Consider the following 23,076-nt stretch of genomic DNA (forward strand, 5'->3'; position numbering starts at 1 on the left):
GCGGCCGGTCACCCCTCCGTCCGCTCGAACGACTCCACGAGTCCGTCCTCGAACAGCTCCGCCGTCCCGTCGGGGCCCGAGATCCTGAGCCAGGTCTCCTCGTACGGTGGCGAGATCTCGATGCTGTAGGCGGCGAACGAACAGCATCGGCGCTCCGCCGAGACGAACCCGGCCACGTCCGCGATCGTCCCGTCGATCCCGTCGAACACGAGGACGATCCCGTCCTCGGCGTCCCTCGTTCCTCGATACGCGTCCGCGAGCGTCGACCGGGCCCGTTCGGCGCGCTCGCGGCGCTCGTCCTCGGTCAGCGTACACGCGACCGCGAGGTCGGCGGCGGCCTCCTCACCGCCGGCGGTCGTCTCGCTCGCGTCGCTCGCCTCGCCTTCGTCGTGTGTGTCGGGGTCGTCCATCGTCGGTCCGTGTTCGGGTGGCGGAGGGGTTAAGTTGTCAAGTAGCGATCATCGAAGCGACTTCGACCGATCGAAGCACATGACCGACCCAGCCCCCGACGCCGACGACCGAGGCGAGCCGGACCGCGAGCGATGTTACTGCCGGCTGAACCCGCTGTTCGACCTGCTCTCCCGGCGCCACGCGATGGGAGTCGTCTGCATCGTCGGCGCGGCACAGCCGGTCAGATACTCGGAGATCGAGGCGACCTTCGGGGAGGTGAGCAGCTCGACGCTCTCGGCGCGTCTCGACGAGCTCACGGAGGCGGGCCTCCTCGACAGGGAGCAGCGGGAGACGATCCCGCCCCGCGTCGAGTACGCGCTCACCGACGACGGCGAACGGCTCCGCGAACGGCTCGAGCCGGTCCGCCGCTGGACCGCCGATCGGTCCGAGCGATCGGATGGCTGGTGATCGGGCTCGGGAAAGCGGCCCGATCGACCCCCGTCTCAGGCTACTCGTCGACGTACTCGAACTCGACCGAACAGTACCAGCAGAAGCCGATCGAGAGGTCGACTCCCCGGCCGCATCGGGGACAGGCGATCCCGGTCGGGCGGGCGTCCCGCTGGGCGAGCACGTAGGCGTCGACCGCCGACAGCGCGAGCACCACCGCGACCGGCACGGCGATCCGGAGCGCCGTCGTCACGGACGGGCCGAGCGACGACGGCGCGATGTCGTCGACGCCGAACATCCCGGCGAAGACGAGCGTCGCCCCGGCCAACAGCGTGAGCCAGGCGAGCCCGCGCGTCCATCGCCGCAGGTAGGCGTGCCCGAGCGCCGGCACGACCGCGAGCGCCGCCGCGAACGCCGGGCGTCGTCGCATACCACTCACTCATCCCAGCCACGGGCATGAAGGTTCTCACGCGGCGTCGGACGCGCGGCCGCCGGGGAGCGGACGCGCGTCCGAACGGGGTCGCGGGCGCCTCGAGTCCCACGCCGGCGGCGACGACCTCGCCGGGTCGCGTCGGACCGCCCGAGCTACCGGAGGTCGTCGACGAGCCGCCGGAGCGTCGCGAGGTCGTACTGGCCCGGCGCGGTCGCGTCGGCGGCGTCGACCGGCGCGTAGCCGAGCCGGGAGCCGTACACCGGCGCGACAGCGCGCGTGTGGCTCCCGTGTTCGCCCATCGCCATCGTCGCCACGCGGTCGCCACGGGCGGTCGCCCGATGGGTCGCCGCCAGCAGCGCCAGCGCCTCGCCCTTCGTGTGGGCGGTGACCGCCAGTTTACCCACGTCGCCTGCGGCGGCGGCCGCCCGAAGCAGGAGATCCAGCGTCGCCGCCGGCGGCGTCCCGTCGAAGTCGTGGACCGACGCGACGACCGCCGCGTCGTGCTCGCGGGCGTGGGCGACCAGCCCCTCGGCGTCGACCTCGTTCGTTCCAGTCGGTCGACCCCGGAGGGTGGCGAGCTCCACGTCGACGGCGGCGACCGCCTCGTGTTCGACCGCCGCGGCGAGGGCGTCGAGCCGGTTGTACGGGGCGGTCTCGCCGCCCTCCCAGCGTGGTCGGTTCGTCACCAGGAGCGGGAGGTCGCCGTCGTACGTCGACAGCGCGTCCAGCGGGTCGTCGGCGAGATCCATCCGGAACTCGACGCAGTCGGCGTGCTCGCGGGCGGCCGGCTCCGCCGCGAGGTCGGCGGTGCTGGCGCACAGGCGAAACGAGTCGAGGTCGAGGACGTACGCGTCGCTCATGGTCGGGGAAGGTGGGCGGCACGCAAAACCGTGGGTGGTCGCGGGTCGGCCGGCGACGTTACGCGACGAGGCCGTCCTCGGCCTCGAGCAGCTCGTGGTAGCGGTTGCGGATCGTGACCTCGGAGATGTCGGCGACCTCCGAGACGGCCGCCTGCGTCGTCTTCTCGTTGGTGAGCAGCGCGGCGGCGTAGACGGCGGCCGCCGCGAGGCCGACGGGGGACTTGCCGGAGTGGACGCCCTTCTCCTTGGCGTTCTTCAGGAGTTGTTTCGCGCGCATCTCCGACTCCTCGGAGAGGTCGAGCGAGGAGGCGAACCGCGGGACGTACTGCTCGGGGTCGGCGGGCTTGACCTCCAGCTTCAGCTCACGGACGACGTAGCGGTACGTGCGCGCGACCTCGTCCTTCGAGACGCGCGACACGTCGCTGATCTCGTCGAGCGAGCGCGGGACGCCCGCCATCCGGGCGGCCGCGTACACGCAGGCCGTCGAGACGCCCTCGATGGAGCGGCCGGGGAGCAGGTCCTCGTCGAGCGCGCGACGATAGATGACGGAGGCGGTCTCGCGAACGTTGTCCGGGAGTCCGAGGGCGCTCGCCATGCGGTCGATCTCGCCGAGCGCCTGCTTCAGGTTGCGCTCCTTGGAGTCGCGCGTGCGGAAGCGCTCGTTCCACTTGCGCAGGCGGCGCATCTTCTGGCGCTGGCGGGCGCCGAGCGAACGGCCGTATGCGTCCTGGTCGCGCCAGTCGATGTTGGTCGACAGCCCCTTGTCGTGCATCGTGTTCGTGGTCGGGGCGCCGACGCGGGACTTCTGGTCCTTCTCGGCGGCGTCGAACGCGCGCCACTCGGGGCCGCGGTCGACGGAGTCCTCCTCGATGACGAGGCCGCAATCCTCACAGACCGTCTCGCCGTGCTCCTCGTCGGAGATGACGTTGCCCGAACACTCGGGACAGGCGAGCTCGTCGCCCGACTGCTCCTCCTGTTCGGATTCGTCCTGGTGTTCGTGTGCTGTTCGTCGGTCGCGCCCGGCGGGTCGCCGGCGGGTGTGTGTGTTCTCGCTCATTGCGTCTGATGGGGCGGGAGCCCGAAAGGGGATACAAAAAACCCCGGGTGACTCTGTGCCCAAAGGAAGCGCGATCAGTATATAAAACAAACGGTGTGAGCACGACAGTGGGACGCCGTCACGTGATCCGGAAACCGCCCGACGGGAGGTATTTATGCGATCGACTCTCACGGGCTAACGATGGTGATCGTTGCGCGATGGTGACCGAACGGGTCGTCTCGCTGGCGCCGAGCGCGACGGCGATCCTCGGCGCGCTCGGCGCGCTCGACGCGGCCGCGGGGCCGCCACGGGGGGAGTCCGCGGACGGATCGACGGTCGCGGACGCACCGTTCGTCGCGGACGCGCTCGTCGGGGTGACGCACGCCTGCGGCCCGCCAGCGGGGGCGTCGCCGACCGTCGTCGGCGGGTGGCCGAACCCCGACCTCGACGCCGTCGAGCGACTGGATCCGACCGTCGTGCTGACGTGTGACCCGCTACAGCGCGAGACGGCCGACACGCTGCGCGACCGCGGCCTGGTCGTCGAGCACGCCGAGCCGACCCGACTGGCGGAAGTGTACGAGTACGTCGCGGACGTGGGAGCGGCGGTCGGTCGACCCGACGCCGGCGACCGGCTGGCGGGCGATCTGCGCGACCGCGTTGACCGGGTTCGGGCGGCGGTCCCCGACGACCCCGCCGAGCGACCCGTCGTCTACGCCGAGGAGTGGGGCGATCCCCCGATGGCCGCGGGCAACTGGGTGCCCGACGCCGTCGCCGCCGCCGGCGGGCGGTGTCCGTTCGTCTCGGCGGGCGAGCGCTCACACGAGGTTGACGCCGCGGCGGTCGAACGTGCGGACCCGGATCACGCGGTGTTCCACTGGTGTGGCGCGAACCGCAATCCGGGACCCGACCCGCTCTCGGACCGCGACTGGGATATCGATCCCGCGGTCCACGTGATCGACGATTCCCTGTTGAACCAGCCGAGCCCGCGACTGGTCGACGGGATCGAGACGTTGGCGGAACTGTTCCACGGCGTGAACGTGTCCGAGACGTAGACTGGATAGCCGGCCGGGCGGTCGACCGGATCGCGGACCGGGCGGGTCGCCTACGAAGCGCCTACAGGTCCAGCGAGTAGAGCCGCTTGCGCGCGTCGGTAAAGGAGAAACGCGACTCGACGGCGTCCGCCTCCTCCAGCCGGGTCAACGCGTAGCGGACGGTTCGCGGCGGGAGCAGCGTCTCCTCGGCGAGCTCGCTCTGGCTCAGGGTGTCCTCGTACTCCAGTACCTTCGCGACCAGCTTCGCGCTCGGCGGCAGGTCGCGAACGCGTTCCCATTCCTCGATCGAGGCGTCGTCGACGACGGCCTCCGCGTCGGATGCGCTCATACTATCTGGATCCACGCGATGCCGTTTGTTAATAGTTTCTATTCTCATTATTACCTTTGAGCATCCGATTCTCACGGTCCTCACCCCGACCCGAAGTCTCTTGGTACTCACCGCCCTAGCCTCGCCGATGACTGACACCGTTGACGACGTCGACCTCCCGTACGAGGAGGAGGCGGCGTCGCAGCAGGAGAAGATCGAGGCCCTTCAGGAGCGCCTCGAGGTTCTCGAGGGGCAAAACGAGGAGATGCGTGACAAGCTCCTGGACGCGAACGCCGAGAACAACAAGTACCAGCAGAAGCTCGAGCGGCTTACCCACGAGAACAAGAAGCTCAAGCAGTCACCGCTGTTCGTCGCGACGGTCCAGGAACTGACCGACGACGGCGTCGTGATCAAACAACACGGCAACAACCAGGAGGCGCTGACGGAGGTCACCGACGAGATGCGCGAGGACCTCGACCCCGACGACCGGGTCGCCGTCAACAACTCCCTGTCGGTCGTGAAGAAGCTGGAGAAGGAGACGGACGTGCGCGCTCGCGTCATGCAGGTCGAGCACTCGCCGGACGTGACCTACGAGGACATCGGCGGGCTCGACGAACAGATGAACGAGGTTCGCGAGACCGTCGAGATGCCGCTGAAGAGCCCGGAGATGTTCACCGACGTGGGCATTCAGCCCCCGAGCGGCGTGCTGCTGCACGGCCCGCCCGGGACCGGGAAGACGATGCTCGCGAAGGCCGTCGCGAACCAGACCGACGCGACGTTCATCAAGATGGCCGGCTCGGAGCTGGTCCACAAGTTCATCGGCGAGGGCGCGAAGCTCGTGCGCGACCTGTTCGAGGTCGCCCGCGAGAACGAGCCGGCGGTCATCTTCATCGACGAGATCGACGCCATCGCCTCCAAGCGCACCGACTCGAAGACCTCCGGCGACGCCGAGGTCCAGCGCACGATGATGCAGCTCCTGAGCGAGATGGACGGCTTCGACGAGCGCGGGGAGATCCGCATCATCGCGGCGACGAACCGCTTCGACATGCTCGACCCCGCGATCCTCCGCCCGGGCCGGTTCGACCGCCTCATCGAGGTGCCCAAGCCCGAGGCCGAGGGGCGCGAGCTCATCTTCAAGATCCACACCCGCGACATGAACGTCGCCGACGACGTGGACTTCGCGAAGCTCGCGGAGCTCGCCGAGGGCGCCTCCGGCGCGGACGTGAAGGCCGTCTGTACGGAGGCCGGCATGTTCGCCATCCGCGAGGACCGCACCGAGATCACGATGGCGGACTTCGAGAACGCCTGGGAGAAGACCTCCCAGGCCGAGGAGACCGACGCCGACGACTCGCTCGCGTTCGCGTAACGACCGGCGTTTCTACCGACCGCAGTTCGTCCGACCACTGTTCTCCCGATCGCCGTTCCCCCGATCCCCAGTTCTTCCGACCGCCCGTCCCTTGAGCGACCGCGCCCCGAGCGGCTTTTGTTCCGTGCGGCGAACCAACGGGTATGACCTTGGAGGCCGCGGTCGCCGCGCCGTTTCGCGGCGCCGGCACCGACCGGATGGGCGAGGGCGAGTTCGTCGTCGCGCTCTCGCTCGATCGCGACTGGTTCTCCCCCGATCAGGCGAAGCGACTCGTCGACATCGCGACGGCCCGGGGGCTGTTGGCCGAGGAGGGCGGCGACCTCCGCGCGCAGTTCGACCCCGCGGAGGTGCACGTCCCCGCGGACTTCGTCCCGGACGAGTCGATCCTCCGCGAGCAGTCGACGTTCGAGAAAGCGGTCGACGCGGTCGTCGCGGACGGGATGGAGAAGCGCGACGCCGTCGCCGCGGCGAACCGTCGCCAGCGCGAAGCCGGCGTGACCCTGGAAACCGCGGCCGTACTCGTCGCCCGCGAGCGGGGCGTCGACGTGAGCGACATCGCCGACGCGGCACGCGAGGAACTGACGGCGGACGCGACCGAAGGGGAAGAACCGGACGGGTCGCCCGACGCCGACGACGCCACTGACGCCGCCGGCGACGACGCGTCCACGGGGGGAGCGTGATGGTCGCCGACCGAACCACCGACGGCGTCCGCATCGCACAGCTGCTCGCCTCGGAGCTGGTCGGCGACGGCGACGCCCTCGCGGCCGTCCGCGTGAGCGACGCCGACCCCGACGTGGAGCCGACGACGCAGGGGACGCTCGCGTACCGGGTTCGGCTCGACGCCGAGGACGAGGTGAGCACTGGGGAAAGCGAGGGCGCCGGCCGTCCGCTCGCGGAGGTGTACGTCCACCCCGAGCGCGCGCACGTCGAGTTCGTCGTCGCCCCCGACGCCGCCGCGACCGCGGCGGAAGACTCCGGCCTGCGCGTGCGCCCGAAGGCGGTCACGCCCCCGCGGACGGTCGTCTTCGTCGAGGACGGCGCACAGGTGAAGCGGGTGCTGCCGGCGTTCGAGGCCGTCGTGAGCTCCGACGCAACGTAACGCGGCAGGCACAGATACGGTAAGGGCGGCAGCGTCGGAGTGATGACGCCGCCAGCGACGCCGGCGGCGGCGACGATGCCGGGTTACAGCTCCCGGAGGATGTCGGGGAGGTCCCGGGCGAGGTGGTCGCGTGGGACTGTCGCGTCCGCCTCCGGCGCAGGATCGTCCCCGTCGCCGAGGACGTGGACGGTCCGCAGCCCCGCCGCGGCGGCGCCCCGCACGTCCTCGACCGGGTGGTCGCCGACGAACGCCGTCTCGTCCGGGTCGCTCCCGAGCCCGTCCAACAGCGCTTCGAAGGCGCGCTCGTCGGGCTTGCCCGCGGGGAGGTCCCCCGATATGTGGACGGTGTCGAACGCGTCCCACCAGCCGAGGTAGTCGAGCTTCGCCGACTGCGCGCGCACGGGGCCGTTGGTGAGCAGGCCGACGGGGTACTCCTCCCGGAGGTCGGCGATCAACTCACGCGTGCCGCTCACCGGGACGAGCGCGGTCGTCACCGCCTCGCGGTAGGCGTCGGCCAGGGCGGCCGGGTCCGCCTCCGCGTCGTGCGGTTCCAGCAGCTCGGCGAAGACGGGCTCCCTGCTGTCGGCGGTGCGGTGGTTGGCGTGGGCGTCGAGGTACGCCGCCCGATCGACGGTGTCGGTCAACTCCGGGGCGCCGCCGGCGTCGAGCGCGTCCGCGAGGATCCGCGATCGCGGGCGTTCCGGGACGGCGAGCGTGGCGTCGAGGTCGAACCCGACCGCGCGTATCACGACCGGGGGAAGGGTGCGGGAGGGTATGAAGACAGCGACGCCGGCGGACCGGGCGGCGTGCGGGCGGGCGGGACGATCCCCCACGTCGCCGACCGCACCGTTTTTGCGCCGTCGGCGCCCGCGTTCGGCCGTGACGCTGGACCCCGTTCACGTCGACACCATCGCCTACCTCGCCTCGGCCATCGCCGACGGGGTCGACGACGCCGACCACGACGACCTCGCGGGCACGGCGTGGGCGGAGTGGCTCGACCCCCTCCACGACGACGGCCGGGTCGTGCTGGAGTCGCTCGGCGACCACGAGCTGCGGCGCACGCCCGTCGAGGACGCCGCGCTCGCGGACCGCCCGTTCGAGACGAGCCACGGCGTCGACTCCGGCACGCTCAACCCCACGTCGTTCAAGAACGGCCTCGTGCTCGACGTGGCGCAGGCGGCGATGGGCGCCGAACCGACGGATCTGGACCTCCACCGTGCGCGCTCCATCGTCGTCACGGTCCACGCCAACGACGCGACGGTGGTGTTCCCCGACGTGCCCGACGGCTGGATGCCGTACGACGACGGCAACTCCGAGCGCCGGGTGCTGAAGGTGCCCCGGAGCCGCCGGTTCGCCGACGAGATGGTCCACGAGCTGGCGCTGTCGCTGGCGGAGTCCCACCACGCGCGCAAACACCTCGAACGCGGCGAGGTATCGGACCTGCTCGTGCTCGACGGGCCGCTGTACCCCAAGCGCCTGCTCAACTGGGCGACCCGCGACCGGGAGCTGCGCGAGGTCGCCCACGGCGAGACGGTGCAGGAGGCGGTCCGCACCTACGTCCGGCTCGTGGAGTCGTGCATCGAGCGCGGCGTGCCCGTGCTCGGGTTCGTGAAGAACCCGACCTCGGGGTACGTCACCCGGACGCTCGACCGCAAGGGCGTCGAGGCGCCGTGGCCCGACGACGCCGCGCTGTTCACCCGGCTGCTGGAGCGACGGCCGGACGGCGAGCGGGCGGACGACGCGATCACGTTCACCTCGTGGCTGCGCTCGCGGGGCGGCTCGGACGCGCCGCTGGCGAGCGACGGCGACGCCCTCGGCGTCGAGCGCGACCTCGACCCGGCCGGGTACGAGGTGACGTTCATGCACGTGTACGAACCCCGCGAGGACGTGCTGTTCAAGGTCGAGGCGCCCGCCGCGTTCACGGACGACCCGGCGGCGCGCGAGCGCCTCACCCGGCAGGTGATCTCGGAGGTCGCCGCCGAGGCCGGCCCGCCGACGCCGGTGGCGAAGGCCGACGAGCTGGCGCGGATCGGCGTCGGCGAGACGAAGGCGCTGCGCGGGAAGTTCGAGGAACGCTTCGGTGCCGAGCACCTGCGGACGTACGACGACGTGCGGTGGACTGAGTCGGAGTGACGCCGGGGGCGGCGTCGACCGGGACGATACCGACGCCGGCACCGACCGAAGCGACGCTGGTGTCGACCCGACCGGTCACTCGGGGTCGCGCTTCTCGACTTCGATCTCCACGTCGGCCTCGCGAACGCCGACGCGGGCGAACTGCGTTCGGACGTGTTCCTTCGCGGCCGCGAGCGCCTGCTCTCGGGTGTCGAACCCGCGGGGCGCGGGCGACTCGAAGGCGACGCGGATCGCCTCGCCGTCGACGACCAGCTCCGAGCCGCCGGACTCCACCTCGTAGAACGCGTCACACACCCACACGTACGGCGCGTCCTCGTCGGGCGCGCCCTTGAACGTCGGCGCGCGCTCGCCGCGCTCGTACACCGTGCCGGTGAGCGCGGTGCCGCCGCCCCGCCCGCGGACGAGTAACATAGCGAAAAGTAGCCGTCCGAGTCGGAAAAGCGGTCGCATCCGGGCCGAGCGCGGCCCCGTCGCCCGACGGATACGGTTTTCACCCCGGGTCACGCAGGCCGTGACATGACCGACGCCGGAGAGCCGAACCTCGGCGACTTCGAGGACCCCGGCCAGTTCGACGAGACGGGCGACGGCGACGCGAGCGGGAACGACGCCGCCGACCCCGAGGACGGCGCGGCCGACTCGGCAGACCCGGCCGACGGGTCGGCGGATCGTCCGGCGGACGAGCGGGCGGGCGCCGACGAGGGCGCGACCCGCGAGGGCGACGCCACCCCTTCCTCCACCGCCGGCACCGGCGACAGCGACAGCGACACCGACGCCGACGCGGACTCCGGGTTCGCACAGTACGCGATGGAGGCGGCGGAGGCGGGGACCGCCGACGGCATCGGGACCGTCTCGGTCGCCCAGGGGCTGCGCGTCGCCGAGGACGACGACGAGACGAGCCTCAAGGCGTTCGTCACCGTCGGGAACCGCGAGGACGTCCGCATCGGGAAGTACCTGATCGTGCCGTACCCCGACGGCGAGCAGCTGTTCTGTCGGATCACGGCGCTGGAGTACGACCAGGAGTTCCGCACGGACGACGCGACCGAGCTGACCGCGCGCCGGCGGATGCAGACGGGCGGGGGCGAGTTCACCGAGGCCGACTACAAATACCTCGCCGAGCTGTCGCCCGTAGCCGTGTTGTTCGAGGACAGCGGGGCGCGAAGCGCCTCGGGCAGCCGGACGGAGTCCGGCGACGCCGATCTGAAGCGCCGGATGGTCGACCGCGTGCCCAAGCCGGGCGCGCTGGTCCGGCAGGCGGGCGACGCCGAGCAGATCAAGACCGGGCTCGCGATCCCCGAGGACGGCGTGTTCCTCGGCCACCTCTCGGTCGGGGGCGAGAAGGTGCGGACGGCGGCGGAGCCGCCGACCGTCGACTACCGGTTGAAGGACGACTACGCCGACGGTGACCCGCTTGTGTTCCGGCACACGCTCGTCGCCGGCGGGACGGGCTCGGGGAAGACCCACGGCGCCAAGAACGTCCTCCGACAGTACCTCGGGCGAACCTACGAGACCGACGACGGGCGCGACGCGCGCGCGGCCGTCGTGATGTTCGACCCGCAGGACGAGTACGCTCAGATGCACGACGACAACCCCGCGCTCGACGAGGAGCTGGCGCGGCGGCTCGAACGCGAGAACGTCGCCTACGGCGGCCACGACGACACGATCGCGCTCGTGCCGAAGGAGGCGGGAGTCAGCTATCCCGGGCACGGGCATCGCGCGGAGCAGGTCGAGTTCACGATCCCGTTCTCGGTCGTGGACGAGTACGACATGCCGTGGCTCGTCGCCGGGGCGTCGCTCAACGAGAACCAGTACCCCGCGCTGCTCACGCTCATCAACCGCTTCTTCCGCAACTACGACGACGGCACCTACCGGCAGTTCCTGAACTTCCTCGACGACCCGGCGCTGAAGGAGGAGCTCGACGAGACCGGCCGCGTCCACGAGGCCACCTTCGACGCGGTGAAACGGCGCGTGCGCAGCGTGCCGTCGGGCGTGTTCGACCAGGACGCGACGCCGATCACGGAGCTGGACACGACGCTCGTTCGCCCGGGCGGGCTGACGGTCGTGCCCACCTATCACCTCTCGTCGGCACGGGCGAAGGAGATGTTCGTGCTCGCGGTGTCGGCGATGCTCGTCGACGACAAGCTCTCGAACTCGCCGCGAAGCGGCCGGATCGACGAGACGCCGCTGGTGCTCGGCATGGACGAGGCGCATAACTTCCTCTCGGGCGCCGACAACGTCCAGGCGCGACAGGTGGTGTCGAAGTTCACCGAGGCGGCCAAGCAGGGGCGCAAGGAGCGCCTCGGGCTGTTCCTCATCACGCAGGACCCCCAGGACATCGCCGACCCGGTGTTCAAGCAGGTGAACACCCGGCTCGTGCTCAACCTCGGCGACGAGGAGGCGATCATGTCGGTGAACATCCCGCCGTCGCTCGCCAAGAAGGTGCCGTACATGGAGAAGGGACAGCAGGTCGTCTACTCCCCGGACAACTCCGAGCCGGTGGAGGTGACCGGGCTGCCGGTGTGTGTGACCCGCCACGGGGAGTGACCGTCGGCGGGGACGGATGACGGGCCGTTCGGCGCACGTCGCGACCGTTCGTCGGCTCCGTCGGTTGCGTCGATTCAGTCGGTTCTGTCGGTTCCGTCGGTTCCGCCGATTCAGTCGGTTCCGTCCCCGGCGGGAGGACTTTTTTCTCGTCGTACGGGGATCGTTCAGGCATGACCGACCGCATCCTGATCGGCGTAGACGACTCCGAGCAGGCGCGAGACGCGCTGACGTTCGCGGCCGACGAGTGGCGCGACGCGGACCTGGTGCTGGTGACCGTGATCGACCCCTCCGAGGCGGGGCACACGCCGGGCGCGGGCATCCCCAGCGGGGCCGAGCAGTGGTACGAGCGCCGGAAGTCAGACGCCGAGGAGTTGCTCGCGGGGTCGGCCGACTCGCTCGACATCGCCGGCACCGTCGAGACGGCGACGACGGTCGGCAAGCCCGCGGCCGCCATCGTCGAGTACGCCGCCGACCACGACATCGACCACATCGTCGTGGGGAGTCACGGTCGAAGCGGGATCTCGCGGATCGTGCTCGGCAGCGTCGCGGAGGCCGTCGTCCGCAACTCCCCGGTTCCAGTCACCGTCGTCAGGTAGGACCGACGCGGACGACCGGCACGACCCCACGGTTCGTCGCGGTTTCAACTTCGATAGCCGGGGGCGAGGGTTTAGGTCCGGGCCGGAACCCGCTGTGAGCATGGGAGCGCGGAGCGCGGTCGTTCGCGGCGCAGTCGTACTGTTCATCGCGGCCCTGCTGGTCGGGCCGGCCGTCGGGGGGACGGCCGGCGCGCAGGCGGCGTCGTGTCAGGCGAACGGGGGCCAGCAGGTGTGTCTCACCGAGGCGAACCTCGACGGTGAGACGCTGACGGCCGGGGAATCGACGGAGCTGTCGCTAACCGTCGAGAACACCGGGGAGGAACGCGCGACGGCGATCGTCGTCCTCAACGTCGTGAGCCCCGACAACGAGACGGACTCCTACGAGCTCCGGAAGCGCTCGCTGGAGCCCGGCGAGACGCTCACGGTCACGCAGTCGGTCGACGCGAGCACGCCCGGGGAGCACGGGCTGCAGGCGGTCGTCTACGGCGACGGCTACGAGCACCGCTTCGACGCCTCCGAGCCGATGAGCGTCACCGTCGAGCGTCAGGGGCTCGGCGGCGACATCGACACGCCCGAGTACGCGCTCGCGGCGCTCGTCGGCTCGATCGCGGTGATCGCGGGGATCGTCTACCGCCGGCGGTAACGGGGACGGTCGAACACGATCGCGTCGGCGACGCCGTCGCTCGTCGGTCGCTGCGGCGGTCGTTCAAAGATCGGCCGCGGGCGCCGTCAGGCGTCGTCGTCGATGACTTCGCCGACGGCGAAGTTGGATTTCACTTCGGTGATCTCGATCTTCACGCGCTCGCCGACCTCGGTGTCGGGGACGATGATCACGTACCCGCGCTCGACGCGGGCGATCCCGTCGCCCTGCTTCCCGAGGTCCTCGATCTCGACGTAGCGGATCTCGCCGCGCTCGACCGGCGGCTGCGGGCCGTCGGCGGTCGCGGTCGATCCCGCGGCGGTCGCGTCGCCGGCGTCGCCGCCGGCGCCCTCGCGCTCGATGAGCGCCACGCGGTACACGTCGCCGGGAGTCACCGACCCGGCGTCGACCTCGCGTTTCGGGATCTCGATCGTGTATCGGTCGCCGTCCTCGCGGACGTCCGCGCTGAACAGACAGATGAGTTCGTCGGAGATTTCCACGGAGATATCCCTCCACCCCGCACGTTCGGGCGATGTGACATATACCTACCGCCGCACGGGAACGGCTCGCCTCCCCCGTTCGTCGGCGTGCTGAATCGCTCCCGTCGTCGGTCGGACTACCTCTCCGTCGACGGCCGGGTACTTCTCCGTCGCCAGCCGGCTATTCGTCAAGTCGGCTTCCGTCCGGGTGTTTGGCGCCCTCGGAGTCGTGGACGACGACCTCCCCCGACTCGGGGGAGGCGGGGTCGTAGTTGTCGCGGACGGCGATCGCCTCCTCCAACTCGCGGACGGCGCGCTCCTTCAGCGCCGTCGCCATCGACTCGGCGTCCTCGCGGTCGATGTCGCGGCCGAGCCCCTCGCACTCGTGGGCGCGGACGGTCCCCCCGGCGTCGTCGGCCTCGTCGGCTCCCCCTTGGGCGCCCAGCGCGACGCTGTCGACCGCCTCGCCCATCGGCTGGCTGGTGCCCTCCAGATCGACCGAGAACGGGTACGTCTCGCAGATGAGCGGTCGGTCGGCGTGGACCCCGCAGGCGCCGACGCCGTCGTCGTCCTCCTCGTAGAAGACGCAGTCGCCGCAGGAATCGGTTCGGAGCGCCCACTCGAACGTCTCCCCCTCCGGCCCGTCGTCGCCGTCGACCAGGCCGTACGGCATCGGACGTGCCACGTCCCGCCAATCGCGGGGGTCGCCGCCCTCATCGCCGTCGCCGTCCGTCCTATCGCCCCCGTCGTCCTCGTCGGCGGTGCCGGCGGCGGCCGCCTCCTGCAGCCGCCGGACCTCGTCGGGGAACACCGTCGCCGTGTGCGGGTCCTCGGCCTCGCTCTTGCAACAGGCGCCACAGCGGGTGCACTCGAACCCGATCGTCTCGACGGCGTCGGCCAACTCGCTCACGTCGAGGGCGCGTGCGCGCTCCAGTTCGGCTTCAAGCGACTGCACGGTCGGTCGTGCGGCCCTCGCGAACAAAACGTCGTCGGGCCTCCCGACGAGGTCAATTCGCTCTACACTGCTCGGGAGTGCTCGGTACCCGCCCGGACCTGTCTTAGCGAGGTTTAAGTAGTTTCGTCGTTTTGACACGAGTATGTCGGCCGCATCCGACCGGTCACCCGAGGACGTGCGCACGCCCGACCCCCGCTTTTCGGCCCCGTCGGGGCTCCGAGCGGCGGTGGTTCGCCACGACGGCGAGCCGGACCGGTGTACGGTGTATCCGGAGGACGCCGACGACGTGGCCCTCGTGACGACGTGGCTCTCGGTCGACGCCGACTGCCTCGTCGCCCTCGACGACGCCCGCTGACGACGGTTACTCCCCCTCGTGTGCGACCGGCGCGATCGACTCCGCCTCCGGATCCCACCGGACGCGCCGCTCGCGCGCCGACTTCTCGACGTGTGCCCGGACCGTCGCGCGTGCCAGATCCCGAACGCCCGCGAGATCCTTCTCGTAGGCGTGATCCAGGACCGCATCGAGATCGCTCGCGCCCGCGTCGACCGCCGCAAGGACGGACCGTTCGCGGTCGAGCCGGTGGGCGATCAGCCGGGCACACGTCGCTCGCGGGTCGTCGATCCGGGGCCCGTGCCCCGGAAACAGCGCCGGCGGGTCGCGGGCGTGGAGCCGGCGGAGCGCCGTCAGGTACGCGCGCATGTCGCCTTCGGGGGCGGCGACGACGACGCTCCCCTCGGCGACGGCCACGTCGCCGCAGACGACGCCGTTGCCCGTCTCGAACCCGACGCCGTCCGGCGCGTGGCCCGGGAGATCGAGGACGGTCGCCGGGCCGACGCGGTCGCCGGGGCCGAACGTTCGGTCGGGCTCGACGCCGGTCGCGTCGGCGAAGCGGTCCTCGTATCCTCGCCGTGCCCAGACCGTCGCGCCCGTCTCGGCGGCGTAGTCGGCGACGGCGCCGACGTGGTCCGGGTGTGCGTGCGTGACGGCGACGTGGTCGGCGACCTTCTCGCGGACGACGGTGTCCAGCGTGTCGGTGCGCGCGGCCGGATCGACGAGCAGCGTCTCGCCGGTGCCGACCACGTAGGCGTTGGTCGACCCGCCGGGCGCGCGCGTCTCGACGGGGACGGAGAAACGGTCGACGTGGGTGTCGGCGGCGAGCGCGGGATCGGCGGCCCGTCGGGTCATCAGTCGGCGCTCCGCGGGGCGGGCGCGCCGGGGTACTCCGCGTCGGCGTCGACGCCGGGGACGCCGGCGTCGGCGAAGCGCGTCAGGTCGGCGTCGGCGCCCGCGACCTCGGCGGCCTCGGCGGCGCTCGCGTACGGCCGGTTCACCACTAGGTCGCCCGCGGCCGACTTCCCGATCCCCGGGATCGCGGTCAGCTCGTTCATCGAGGCGCCGTTGAGGTCCATCGGGTACGGCACCCCCGTCACCGAGCGGTATCCCCAGTCGACGACGCCCACGTCGATCGTCCGCCCGAGCTCGCGTTCGCCGGGGACGCCGACGAGGATCGGGTAGGTGCCGAGCTGGCGCCCGAAGGTGGTTCCGTCCTCGTGGTACTCCAAGTAGACATCGGGGAGGACGGTCCCGGTCGGCATCACGCGCTCCAGCATCGGTCGGTCGACTGTCTCGCGCACCTCGCGCTTGTACCGCTTGAACTCTGCCTTGTGCTCGCGGGCGAGTTCGGCGCCGGTCTCGGCCATCTCGGTGCCCTCGAACGCCATCACCTGCCGGACGTTCACCCGGCGCAGCATCAGCCCCTCGTCCATCACCGAATCGAGGAACTCCTTGTTGTGCTCGAAGGTGTCCGCCGTCTCGCCTTCCAGCCCGTGGACGAGGTTGATCCCGGGGAGGAGCTTGGGGAGTCGCCGCGGGGCCGAGTCGCCGAAGTTGGGCGCGTCGGCAGGGGCCTCGCCGGGGCGCCAGCCGGCGGCCTCGTTGACGACGCGAACCGCCTCCAGACACTCTTCGGCGCTGACGAGGAGGTTGTTCTTCTCTCTGACCTCGGGATCGGCCGATTCCAGGCCGAAGGCGGCCGTGTCGCCGGGCGTGTTGTGGCGGGCGATCACCTCGATGGCCTCCCGCGACGCCTCGGGGTAGTCGGTGATCGTCACGGGGTTCATGTTGTCGAGGTGGAGCGTGCGCAGGTCGGGCGCGACCTCGCGGATGCCCCCGTACAGTTGGCGGAGCGCGTCGGGGTTGGGCGCCTCGCCGTCGCCGCCGAACGCGAGGATGTCCGCCTGTCGGCCGAGTCGGAAGTGGCGCACGCCGTGGTCCGAGAGGGCGTCGACCTCCGAGACCACGTCCGGCGCCGTGCGGAAGTCGGGATCGCCGTACAGCGGCTCCGTGCAGAACGAACAGCGGTAGGCGCAGCCCCGCGATGTCTCCAACTCCGCGATGAGGTAGTCGGGGTGATTGGGGTGCTGCTCGACGACGAACGCGCCCATGCTCGACCAGCGGCTCACCTCGTCGTAGTCGCGGATGCGGTTGCCGAACCCCTCCAGCCCGCTCTCGACCATATCGAAGGCTGCCGCCTCCACGTCGCCCATGGCGACGAAGTCGTAGTCGAGGTCGTCGCGCTCCATCTCCTGGGCGCCGGCGTTCTCGTCGCCGACGCCGAAGCGGACCGGTCCCCCGAGGAGGGTGACGCCGTCGGCGGTCCACGCCAGCTCGCGCACCTCGTCGGGCTCCGCGGGGGTGCCGCCGACGTACTTCCCGGGGACGGTCATCCCGCCGACGTAGATCATGAGGTCGGCGTCGGCGACGTCGCCCCACTTGCGCCGGTCATCGCGCAGTTCGTCGATGGTGTGGTAGGTGACGTTCGACTGGGGGACGCCGGCGTCGACGAGCGCGCCCGCGGTGAAGCGCGGGTACGTCGAGACGTAGGGCGGAACGCCGAAGTGCGCCGGCTCGTCGACGTAGCCGTCGATTATCGTGACGGAGAGGTCGCTCGGGTCCGGCGCGGTCATACCCGTCTGTGGCGGGCCGAGCGGCTAAAGCCGTGCGGTCCGGGGTCGGTTCCCGGGAGGCCGGGATCGGTCCTCGGCGGTCGTGGCTCGGTCACGCTCGCGGCAGCGGCGGCCTCGGCTTACCAGCCGCCGCGCGTCCGCGCGTCGCCGTCGGCCTCGAACCCGCCGACCTCCTCCTCGATGCCGCCGACGAGCGCCGCCTCCTCGTAGGTCACCCCGTCGCCGTCGGCCAGCACGTCGATCAGGTCGTCGACCGTCCGCGGCGGGTCCGCGACCGTCTCCGCGACCGACCGTCGTTCCTCCCGGTCCGCGGCCTCCCGGGCGCGTCGCTCCCGCTCGTGCTCCCGCCGTCTCGTGCGCATTGGTTTCACCCCACACGGTGTCTAACGCCATGACTATTCAGTGTTGCGTCGGATCGGCGCTTCATGCCGGTCTCGACGCCCTCAGGCGTAAATTCGGGCTTCCCGTCGATCGCGGTCGACGCGCTCGGCGTCGGGATCGACCGCCGTCCGGTAGTTCCGGGCGGCGGCGTACGCCGCCGCGACGGCGTCGAGGGCGTCGTCGGTCGCGACCGCGCAGTCGCGGGTCGCGTCGTCGGGGACCGTTTCGTCCCGGAAGCGGACGCCGGCGTCGATGAGCGCGGCGGCGTTCCGTCGTCGCGCCTCGACGTGTCGGCGCTGGCTTCCCTTGTAGCCGGTCCGGTCGACCCCGTCGAGGCGGTCGAACACCGACGCCGGGTACGTTTCAAGCACGGCGAGTCGGGGCGGCGAGTCGGGCTCGCTCCCGACCTCCGCTGGGGGCAGCGTCGGCGGGACGCACACGCCCTCGCGTTCGATCAGCCGACGGAGCACCACGGAGATGCCGTAGTAGGTCTGCGTCTTGATCCGGAAGCCAGCGGGCTCCTGTCCGCCGTGGGCGTCGTCGGTCGCGCGCCGGAGGGGCCTCCCGGCCTCCGGGTCGGCGGCGTCGTGCACCGCGTCGTACAGGTCGCGCGGGTCCTCGACCCCGTCGAGGATCCCCCACTCCTCGGGCGTGGCGGCGACGAACTCGCGCCAGGTCCGGTCGCCGAGCACCCACGCCGGGAGGCTGAACGGCACGTCGATCCCCACGACGGCGGGACCGTCGACGCCGCCGAGGTGGGTCGCCAGCGCCGGCAGCACGTCCTCGCGGGCGGTCGAGTCGAGGTCGAGGAACTCGGCGGCGGACGCCAGCTCCGCGACGACGAGCGCGTCGCCGTCGACGACGCAACGGGCGACCCACGTGTCGGCGCCCGCACGCGTGGCGGCGGCGCTGAGGTCGACGCCGTACACCGCGTTCGGCTCGGGGATACGGGACACGAGCATTCGAAGGGACGGGGCACCCAAAGCCGCGACGGCTCCGGGCGGGCCGCGTGGGGGCCCCGGACGGCCGCGGGATCGTCGCGCGTGCGACCGAGAGATACCGGAAGCCCCCGCCCGCCCCACGTCGTTTATGCCCCACGCGGTCCAAGTCGGGGTATGCCCGCCACGAAGGAAGTCAAGTGCGTCAGCGACGACTGCGAGCTCGACATGTTTGAGAACCACTACACCTACGACATCGCCGACGACCACACGGTCGCGGACCTGTCGTGCCCGCTGTGTGGGGGCAGCGAGCTGGAGGAGATCGAGCTGTAACCATGACCGAACGCGACAAATTCGCCGAGGGCACCGACCGCCTGAAGGACGTGGGCGAGTCCGCGATGAACACGGTGCTCGACCGCGTCGGCCGCGGCGTCGCGACCGTCCAGGAGAAGTCGCCGCTCGCGTTCGACCTGCTGGAGTCGGAGGACGCCTTCCTCGTCGTCTTCGACGCCCCGGGCGCCGAGCGCAGCGACGTGCAGGTGCGGTTCAACGAGGGCGCCGTCGAGGTGCGGATCGACCGCTTCCGCGACTTCCGCGAGGGGTTCGAGATGCGCTTCCCCGGGCGCGGGCTCGCGCTCGACGGGCGCGCGGAGCTTCCCCCGGGCGCGGCCGTCGAGCCCGAGGACGCCACCTCGACGCTCACCGACCACGGAACGCTCCGCGTCCGCGTCCCCAAGGCCGAGGGCGGCTCAGTCGCCGTCGAGGAGGGCGATGCCGACGCCGAAGCTGCGGACGGCGAGGACGACGAGCCGGTTCAGTTGGATATGGACGAGGACGAGTCGGATTCCGACGAGGCGGCCGGCGACGACGCCACAGACGACTCGGACGCCGACGGCTCGGAGGGCGAGACCGACGACGCCGAGTCCGACGACGCCGACGAGAAGTAGCGCTCCGATTCGCGGTCAGCTCCGCTTCTCCGCCCCGTCGTCCGTCTCGACGGCCATCCCCTCGCTGATCTCGAACTCCTCGTCGCCGTCGAAGCGACCGGGGTCGAACTGCGCGATTCCCCCTCCCTCGCCGAGCACCTGCTCGGCGATCGCCTCGCCGGTCGCCGGCGCGCGCATGAAGCCGTGGCCCTGCCAGCCGGCGGCGACGAGGACGCCGTCGGCGACCTCGCCGAGCAGCGGGTCGCCGTCGGGCGTCGCCGTGCACAGGCCGGCCCACGCGCGCTTCACGTCGGGGTCGTGGCCCGCACGCTCGCGTAGCGTTTCGCCCACGTCCGCGAGGAACCAGTCGTCGGCGTCGCGGTCCCAGTCGTCCGGGTCGGCCTCGACCGGGACGGTGCCGTCGCCCGCGAGCAGGCCCGTCGGGTGCGGGCGCGCGTACACGCCCGCCGAGGCGTCGTACCACATCGGCCCGCCGAAGCGCCGCGCCGAGACGAGCGCCTGCACGCGGTAGGGTTTGAGCGGGACCGCGACCCCGGCGGTCGCGAGCAGCCGCTTCGTGTGCGCGCCCGCGGCGACGACGACCGCGTCGAAGCGCCGCGTGACGGGCGCCTCGCTCGCGACGGCCACGTCCGGGGGCGCCGTCGACACCGCGACCGCGCTGTCGGTCCGGATCTCGGCGCCCGCGGAGGCGGCGAGGTCGGCGACCGTCGTCACGTAGCTCTCCGGGTCCGTCCAGCCGGCGTTGCGCGCGACCGCCGCGACGGCGACGTCGTCGGTCCGGAGGCTCGGGAAGCGCACCCCGAGGTCGTCGCCGTCGACGGTCTCCACGTCGCGGTCGTGGACGCGCATCCGTTCGGCCGCGCCCTCGATCGCCTCCGCGAGGTCGTCGTCGCCCTCGCGCGCGAGCATCACGTACGGACACTCGACGAACGAGAAGTCGCCCGTTCCCGAGAGGGTCCGAAAGCGCTCCAGCGCGCGTGCGCCCAGCTCGGCGTCGATGTCCTCGGCGTAGGCGTCGTAGAGGACGCCGGCGGCCCGGCCCGAGGCGCCCGACGCGACCTCCCCCTTGTCGAACAGCGTCACGTCCGCGCCGGCGACCGCCAGATCGTAGGCCGTGGTGACGCCGACGGCGCCGGCGCCGACGACCGCGACGCGCATGCCGTCGCCGGCCGCCGAACCGACTCCGGCGCCCGGATCGCGTCCGGCCATCAGCGGTGCGGCTCCGGGGTGAGCGCGTCGAACGGCTGCTCGGCCAGCCAGCCGACGAGCGCGTCGAGTTCGCCCGTCGCCTGCTCGAACAGCTTCCGGCCCTTCTCGGCGGTCCCCCCGGTCGGCGTTCCGACGGCGCCCGACTCGGAGAAGTCGGCGGTGTCGAAGCCGACGGCGGCGCCGTGAACCGACTTCCCCCAGGAGTCGGCCGCGCCGGCTTCCGCCTCCTCCAGGAGGGCTTCGCGGACGAGGTCGCCGGCGAGGTGGGCGACCATGCTCGTCTCCATCGCGTCGGCGTGGCCGATGCCCGACGCCCCGAACAGTTCCTCGTCGAGCCCGCCGAGGCTCGACCACCAGTTCCACGGCGCGGCGTACGCGATCCGGTCGCCGCGAAGTCTGCGGGCGGCCCGACGGAGCGCGTCGCTGTTCCCCCCGTGGCCGTTACAGAACACGAGCTTGCGGACGCCGTGGCTCGCGACGGAGGCGGCGATCTCGCCGACGTAGTCCTCGAACGTCTCCGGCTCGGCCCACAGCGTCCCGTCGAACTGGCGGTGGTGTGCGGACACGCCGACCGGCACGGTCGGCAGAACCACGGCGTCGTCGCGGTCGATCCCGCGGGCGACGGCCTCGGCCGCGAGGAAGTCCGTTCCCAGCGGGAGGGCCGGGCCGTGCTGTTCGACCGAGCCGGTCGGCACGATCGCCACCTCGACGCCGTCGTCGAACGCCTCGCCCGCGCTCGTCGTCGTCTCCTCGTGGAGCAGTCGCATACCGGCCGGTCCGCGTGCGGGAAGGTAGGCGTTCGGGTGGCGGGTGCGTCGACCGCGACTCGGCCGCGTCGGGGGCGTCGTGACCTACCGCAGCGCGTCGACGCCGGTCGCCGGGTAGCCGACGACGTGGTCGACGCCGACGGCCTTCAGGTCGCGCACGCGATCGCCGACCGTCTCGGGGTCGCCAACGAGCGCGTAGTCGCGCACCGCCGCCGAGAGCACCTCGCGGGCGCGCCCCGTCGCCGCGGCGTCGGTCGCGGCGCCCTCGGGGAGCGCCTCGCGGACGGGCCTCCGCCGGGCGGCGTAGTCGCCGACGGCGTCGAGCACGGCGTCCTCGTCGTCGGTCGGAACGACAGGGGCGTACAGGGCAACCTCGCCGTCGAAGCCGGCCGCCCGCAGTCCGCGCACGTCGCGCTCGGTCGCCCGCGAGAGCAGGTCGTACTGGACGCCGCCCGCGGCGAGCGCGAGGCGCTCGACGCCCTCGGTGCCGACCCACGGCGTGCCGCCGGCCTCGCGAACCGCGGCCGCGGCGTCGCCGAGGCGGGGCGCGACCGCGCGCTTGCGCTCGGTCTCCGAGAGGTACGCGCCGTGGCCCGCGACGAGCACGCGCTTCGCGGCCTCGGGGAGTGTCTCGACCAGGGAGTCGTCGCCGCGGGGGTCGAAGCCGTCGGCGCGGACGGGCGTCGTCACACGGAACTCGACCGACTCCGCGAGGGCGGCGAGCGCGGCGGCGTCCGGCAGCGCCTCGCGTCCCTCGTAGTCGAGGCACACGAGGTCGACCGGGAGGTCGGCCGCGGCGGACACGTCGCACTCGGTCGGCTTGAGCGCGACCCCGTCGAGGTTCGTTCGGGCGACGACGCTGTCGGCGGCTTCGGATGCGGTGAGCTTCATGTGAGAGAGACGGTCGGGTGATCGGTGATCGGTCGAGGCGTCGAGCGGTCGGATCCGGATGTCGGCGTCGGTGTCGATGTCGGCGTCGGTGTCGATGCCGGCGTCGGTGTCGGCGTCGCCGACGCCGTCGGCGGAGAACTAGAACGGTCGCGGAACGCGATCCATCGCCTGTGCGGCCATACTACTGGTGAACACGCTCGCGGGAATAAGCGTGGTGTTCTCGTCAGAATCGGCGAGGCCGGGGATTCTTGTTCCAGGACATACACGAACGCGATATGTCCGACGCGGGCGACGCCGACAGGGGGCCGATCGTCACGAGCGGCGAGCGGTCGATCGCCGACCGGTTCGGGAGCGTCGACGGCTGGGCGAAGGCGTCGATCGCGCTCGCGGGCGTCCTCGTGCTGTTCTTTCTCGCGCTCGTGGTCGTGAGCTACGTCTGAGCGGCGCCGACTACTTGTAGACCCACCGCCTACCGGCGGTGTGGACCTCAGTAACCTCTCGGTGGGCACCGAGGACGGCGGCCGGAGCGTCGTCCAGTCGAGCCGCGTGGTCTCCATCCTCGTGCTGGCCGGCGCGCTGGGCCTGTTCTTTCTCGCGCTCGTCGTCCTCAGTTACGTGTGAGCGCCGCTCCGCGGGCCCCGA

The 23,076-nt window shown here is 71.7% G+C and carries 30 protein-coding genes; 14 read left to right on the forward strand and 16 right to left on the reverse strand.

Annotation, left to right across the window (positions count from 1 at the left end; genetic code table 11):
* Window positions 1–8 precede the first annotated feature (8 nt).
* Window positions 9–410 (reverse strand): Zn-dependent oxidoreductase, encoded by a 402-nt coding sequence (locus K6T50_RS14135; protein ID WP_225935332.1) that lies wholly within the window; start codon window positions 408–410, stop codon window positions 9–11.
* A gap of 79 nt (window positions 411–489) precedes the next feature.
* Here K6T50_RS14135 and K6T50_RS14140 point away from each other — a divergent pair, with 79 nt between their 5' ends.
* Entirely contained in the window at window positions 490–858 is a 369-nt protein-coding gene (locus K6T50_RS14140) for a winged helix-turn-helix transcriptional regulator (RefSeq protein ID WP_225935333.1), read from the forward strand.
* Between the two features lie 40 nt (window positions 859–898).
* On the opposite strand, the gene K6T50_RS14145 is transcribed toward K6T50_RS14140, so the two are convergent.
* The 3 genes from K6T50_RS14145 to K6T50_RS14155 all read right to left on the reverse strand — a co-directional run bounded on the left by K6T50_RS14145 (window position 899) and on the right by K6T50_RS14155 (window position 3,187).
* Window positions 899–1,267, reverse strand: coding sequence for a DUF7575 domain-containing protein (locus K6T50_RS14145; protein ID WP_222607207.1), 369 nt, complete (start codon window positions 1,265–1,267; stop codon window positions 899–901).
* A 155-nt stretch (window positions 1,268–1,422) separates the two neighbouring features.
* Entirely contained in the window at window positions 1,423–2,130 is a 708-nt protein-coding gene (locus K6T50_RS14150; protein ID WP_222607208.1) for a type I 3-dehydroquinate dehydratase, read from the reverse strand.
* Between the two features lie 58 nt (window positions 2,131–2,188).
* Complete coding sequence (locus K6T50_RS14155; RefSeq protein ID WP_222607209.1) at window positions 2,189–3,187, reverse strand: transcription initiation factor IIB; 999 nt, start codon at window positions 3,185–3,187, stop codon at window positions 2,189–2,191.
* 197 nt (window positions 3,188–3,384) lie between these two features.
* On the opposite strand from K6T50_RS14155, the gene K6T50_RS14160 reads away from it, so the two are divergent.
* Window positions 3,385–4,218 (forward strand): helical backbone metal receptor, encoded by an 834-nt coding sequence (locus K6T50_RS14160; protein WP_222607210.1) that lies wholly within the window; start codon window positions 3,385–3,387, stop codon window positions 4,216–4,218.
* A 61-nt stretch (window positions 4,219–4,279) separates the two neighbouring features.
* Here K6T50_RS14160 and K6T50_RS14165 read toward each other — a convergent pair whose 3' ends face one another.
* Entirely contained in the window at window positions 4,280–4,546 is a 267-nt protein-coding gene (locus K6T50_RS14165; RefSeq protein ID WP_222607211.1) for a MarR family transcriptional regulator, read from the reverse strand.
* 127 nt (window positions 4,547–4,673) lie between these two features.
* On the opposite strand from K6T50_RS14165, the gene pan1 reads away from it, so the two are divergent.
* From pan1 to K6T50_RS14180, 3 genes are all read left to right on the forward strand, one after another.
* Entirely contained in the window at window positions 4,674–5,891 is a 1,218-nt protein-coding gene (pan1, locus tag K6T50_RS14170; protein ID WP_222607212.1) for a proteasome-activating nucleotidase Pan1, read from the forward strand.
* Window positions 5,892–6,034: 143 nt separating this feature from the next.
* A complete protein-coding gene (locus tag K6T50_RS14175; RefSeq protein ID WP_222607213.1) occupies window positions 6,035–6,571 on the forward strand; it encodes a DUF2240 family protein in 537 nt (178 codons plus the stop codon).
* The gene (locus K6T50_RS14180; protein ID WP_222607214.1) at window positions 6,571–6,990 is read left to right on the forward strand and encodes a DUF7993 family protein; all 420 of its coding nucleotides are present in this window, start codon (window positions 6,571–6,573) and stop codon (window positions 6,988–6,990) included. Before K6T50_RS14175 ends, K6T50_RS14180 begins: the two co-directional genes overlap by 1 nt.
* An 83-nt stretch (window positions 6,991–7,073) precedes the next feature.
* On the opposite strand, the gene K6T50_RS14185 is transcribed toward K6T50_RS14180, so the two are convergent.
* Window positions 7,074–7,739, reverse strand: coding sequence for an HAD family hydrolase (locus tag K6T50_RS14185; protein WP_225935334.1), 666 nt, complete (start codon window positions 7,737–7,739; stop codon window positions 7,074–7,076).
* Window positions 7,740–7,869: 130 nt separating this feature from the next.
* Between K6T50_RS14185 and K6T50_RS14190 the strand changes: the two genes are divergently transcribed.
* Complete coding sequence (locus tag K6T50_RS14190) at window positions 7,870–9,123, forward strand: DNA double-strand break repair nuclease NurA (protein WP_222607215.1); 1,254 nt, start codon at window positions 7,870–7,872, stop codon at window positions 9,121–9,123.
* A 75-nt stretch (window positions 9,124–9,198) separates the two neighbouring features.
* On the opposite strand, the gene K6T50_RS14195 is transcribed toward K6T50_RS14190, so the two are convergent.
* Window positions 9,199–9,534: a DUF7113 family protein gene (locus K6T50_RS14195; RefSeq protein ID WP_222607216.1), complete on the reverse strand. Its 336-nt coding sequence runs from the start codon at window positions 9,532–9,534 to the stop codon at window positions 9,199–9,201.
* A 105-nt stretch (window positions 9,535–9,639) separates the two neighbouring features.
* Here K6T50_RS14195 and K6T50_RS14200 point away from each other — a divergent pair, with 105 nt between their 5' ends.
* The 3 genes from K6T50_RS14200 to K6T50_RS14210 all read left to right on the forward strand — a co-directional run bounded on the left by K6T50_RS14200 (window position 9,640) and on the right by K6T50_RS14210 (window position 12,903).
* A complete protein-coding gene (locus tag K6T50_RS14200; protein WP_222607217.1) occupies window positions 9,640–11,664 on the forward strand; it encodes an ATP-binding protein in 2,025 nt (674 codons plus the stop codon).
* 170 nt (window positions 11,665–11,834) lie between these two features.
* Entirely contained in the window at window positions 11,835–12,260 is a 426-nt protein-coding gene (locus tag K6T50_RS14205; protein WP_222607218.1) for a universal stress protein, read from the forward strand.
* A 100-nt stretch (window positions 12,261–12,360) separates the two neighbouring features.
* A complete protein-coding gene (locus K6T50_RS14210; RefSeq protein WP_222607219.1) occupies window positions 12,361–12,903 on the forward strand; it encodes a CARDB domain-containing protein in 543 nt (180 codons plus the stop codon).
* Between the two features lie 86 nt (window positions 12,904–12,989).
* Here the strand turns inward: K6T50_RS14210 and K6T50_RS14215 are convergent, their stop codons facing one another.
* Window positions 12,990–13,400, reverse strand: coding sequence for a TRAM domain-containing protein (locus K6T50_RS14215; RefSeq protein WP_222607220.1), 411 nt, complete (start codon window positions 13,398–13,400; stop codon window positions 12,990–12,992).
* A gap of 160 nt (window positions 13,401–13,560) precedes the next feature.
* Complete coding sequence (locus K6T50_RS14220) at window positions 13,561–14,334, reverse strand: YkgJ family cysteine cluster protein (RefSeq protein WP_222607221.1); 774 nt, start codon at window positions 14,332–14,334, stop codon at window positions 13,561–13,563.
* A 142-nt stretch (window positions 14,335–14,476) separates the two neighbouring features.
* Between K6T50_RS14220 and K6T50_RS14225 the strand changes: the two genes are divergently transcribed.
* Window positions 14,477–14,689 (forward strand): DUF7511 domain-containing protein, encoded by a 213-nt coding sequence (locus K6T50_RS14225; RefSeq protein ID WP_222607222.1) that lies wholly within the window; start codon window positions 14,477–14,479, stop codon window positions 14,687–14,689.
* Between the two features lie 6 nt (window positions 14,690–14,695).
* Here K6T50_RS14225 and K6T50_RS14230 read toward each other — a convergent pair whose 3' ends face one another.
* From K6T50_RS14230 to K6T50_RS14245, 4 genes are all read right to left on the reverse strand, one after another.
* On the reverse strand, window positions 14,696–15,520 hold the full coding sequence (locus tag K6T50_RS14230) for an MBL fold metallo-hydrolase (protein ID WP_222607223.1): 825 nt from the start codon (window positions 15,518–15,520) through the stop codon (window positions 14,696–14,698).
* Window positions 15,520–17,301, reverse strand: a complete 1,782-nt coding sequence (locus K6T50_RS14235) for a radical SAM protein (RefSeq protein WP_222607224.1) — start codon at window positions 17,299–17,301, stop codon at window positions 15,520–15,522. The genes K6T50_RS14230 and K6T50_RS14235 overlap by 1 nt, the downstream gene beginning before the upstream one ends.
* A gap of 119 nt (window positions 17,302–17,420) precedes the next feature.
* Window positions 17,421–17,663 carry a hypothetical protein gene (locus K6T50_RS14240; protein ID WP_222607225.1) on the reverse strand — a complete coding sequence of 81 codons (243 nt, stop codon included), beginning with the start codon at window positions 17,661–17,663 and terminating at the stop codon, window positions 17,421–17,423.
* An 81-nt stretch (window positions 17,664–17,744) separates the two neighbouring features.
* Window positions 17,745–18,638 carry a DUF429 domain-containing protein gene (locus K6T50_RS14245; RefSeq protein ID WP_222607226.1) on the reverse strand — a complete coding sequence of 298 codons (894 nt, stop codon included), beginning with the start codon at window positions 18,636–18,638 and terminating at the stop codon, window positions 17,745–17,747.
* Window positions 18,639–18,797: 159 nt separating this feature from the next.
* Here K6T50_RS14245 and K6T50_RS14250 point away from each other — a divergent pair, with 159 nt between their 5' ends.
* Together K6T50_RS14250 and K6T50_RS14255 are read left to right on the forward strand one after the other, a co-directional pair.
* Window positions 18,798–18,953, forward strand: coding sequence for a DUF7559 family protein (locus K6T50_RS14250; protein WP_222607227.1), 156 nt, complete (start codon window positions 18,798–18,800; stop codon window positions 18,951–18,953).
* 2 nt (window positions 18,954–18,955) lie between these two features.
* Window positions 18,956–19,567: an Hsp20/alpha crystallin family protein gene (locus K6T50_RS14255; RefSeq protein ID WP_222607228.1), complete on the forward strand. Its 612-nt coding sequence runs from the start codon at window positions 18,956–18,958 to the stop codon at window positions 19,565–19,567.
* A 15-nt stretch (window positions 19,568–19,582) separates the two neighbouring features.
* Here the strand turns inward: K6T50_RS14255 and K6T50_RS14260 are convergent, their stop codons facing one another.
* The 3 genes from K6T50_RS14260 to K6T50_RS14270 form a co-directional block, all read right to left on the reverse strand.
* Entirely contained in the window at window positions 19,583–20,776 is a 1,194-nt protein-coding gene (locus K6T50_RS14260; RefSeq protein WP_225935335.1) for an NAD(P)/FAD-dependent oxidoreductase, read from the reverse strand.
* A complete protein-coding gene (locus tag K6T50_RS14265; RefSeq protein ID WP_222607229.1) occupies window positions 20,776–21,543 on the reverse strand; it encodes a creatininase family protein in 768 nt (255 codons plus the stop codon). Before K6T50_RS14265 ends, K6T50_RS14260 begins: the two co-directional genes overlap by 1 nt.
* 84 nt (window positions 21,544–21,627) lie before the next feature.
* Complete coding sequence (locus tag K6T50_RS14270; RefSeq protein WP_222607230.1) at window positions 21,628–22,434, reverse strand: DUF7388 family protein; 807 nt, start codon at window positions 22,432–22,434, stop codon at window positions 21,628–21,630.
* 275 nt (window positions 22,435–22,709) lie between these two features.
* On the opposite strand from K6T50_RS14270, the gene K6T50_RS14275 reads away from it, so the two are divergent.
* Window positions 22,710–22,874: a hypothetical protein gene (locus K6T50_RS14275; RefSeq protein ID WP_222607231.1), complete on the forward strand. Its 165-nt coding sequence runs from the start codon at window positions 22,710–22,712 to the stop codon at window positions 22,872–22,874.
* A 40-nt stretch (window positions 22,875–22,914) separates the two neighbouring features.
* A complete protein-coding gene (locus K6T50_RS14280) occupies window positions 22,915–23,055 on the forward strand; it encodes a hypothetical protein (RefSeq protein ID WP_222607232.1) in 141 nt (46 codons plus the stop codon).
* Window positions 23,056–23,076 lie beyond the last annotated feature (21 nt).

It is taken from the genome of Halobaculum magnesiiphilum (genome assembly GCF_019823105.1).
Taxonomy (GTDB): Archaea; Halobacteriota; Halobacteria; order Halobacteriales; family Haloferacaceae; genus Halobaculum; species Halobaculum magnesiiphilum.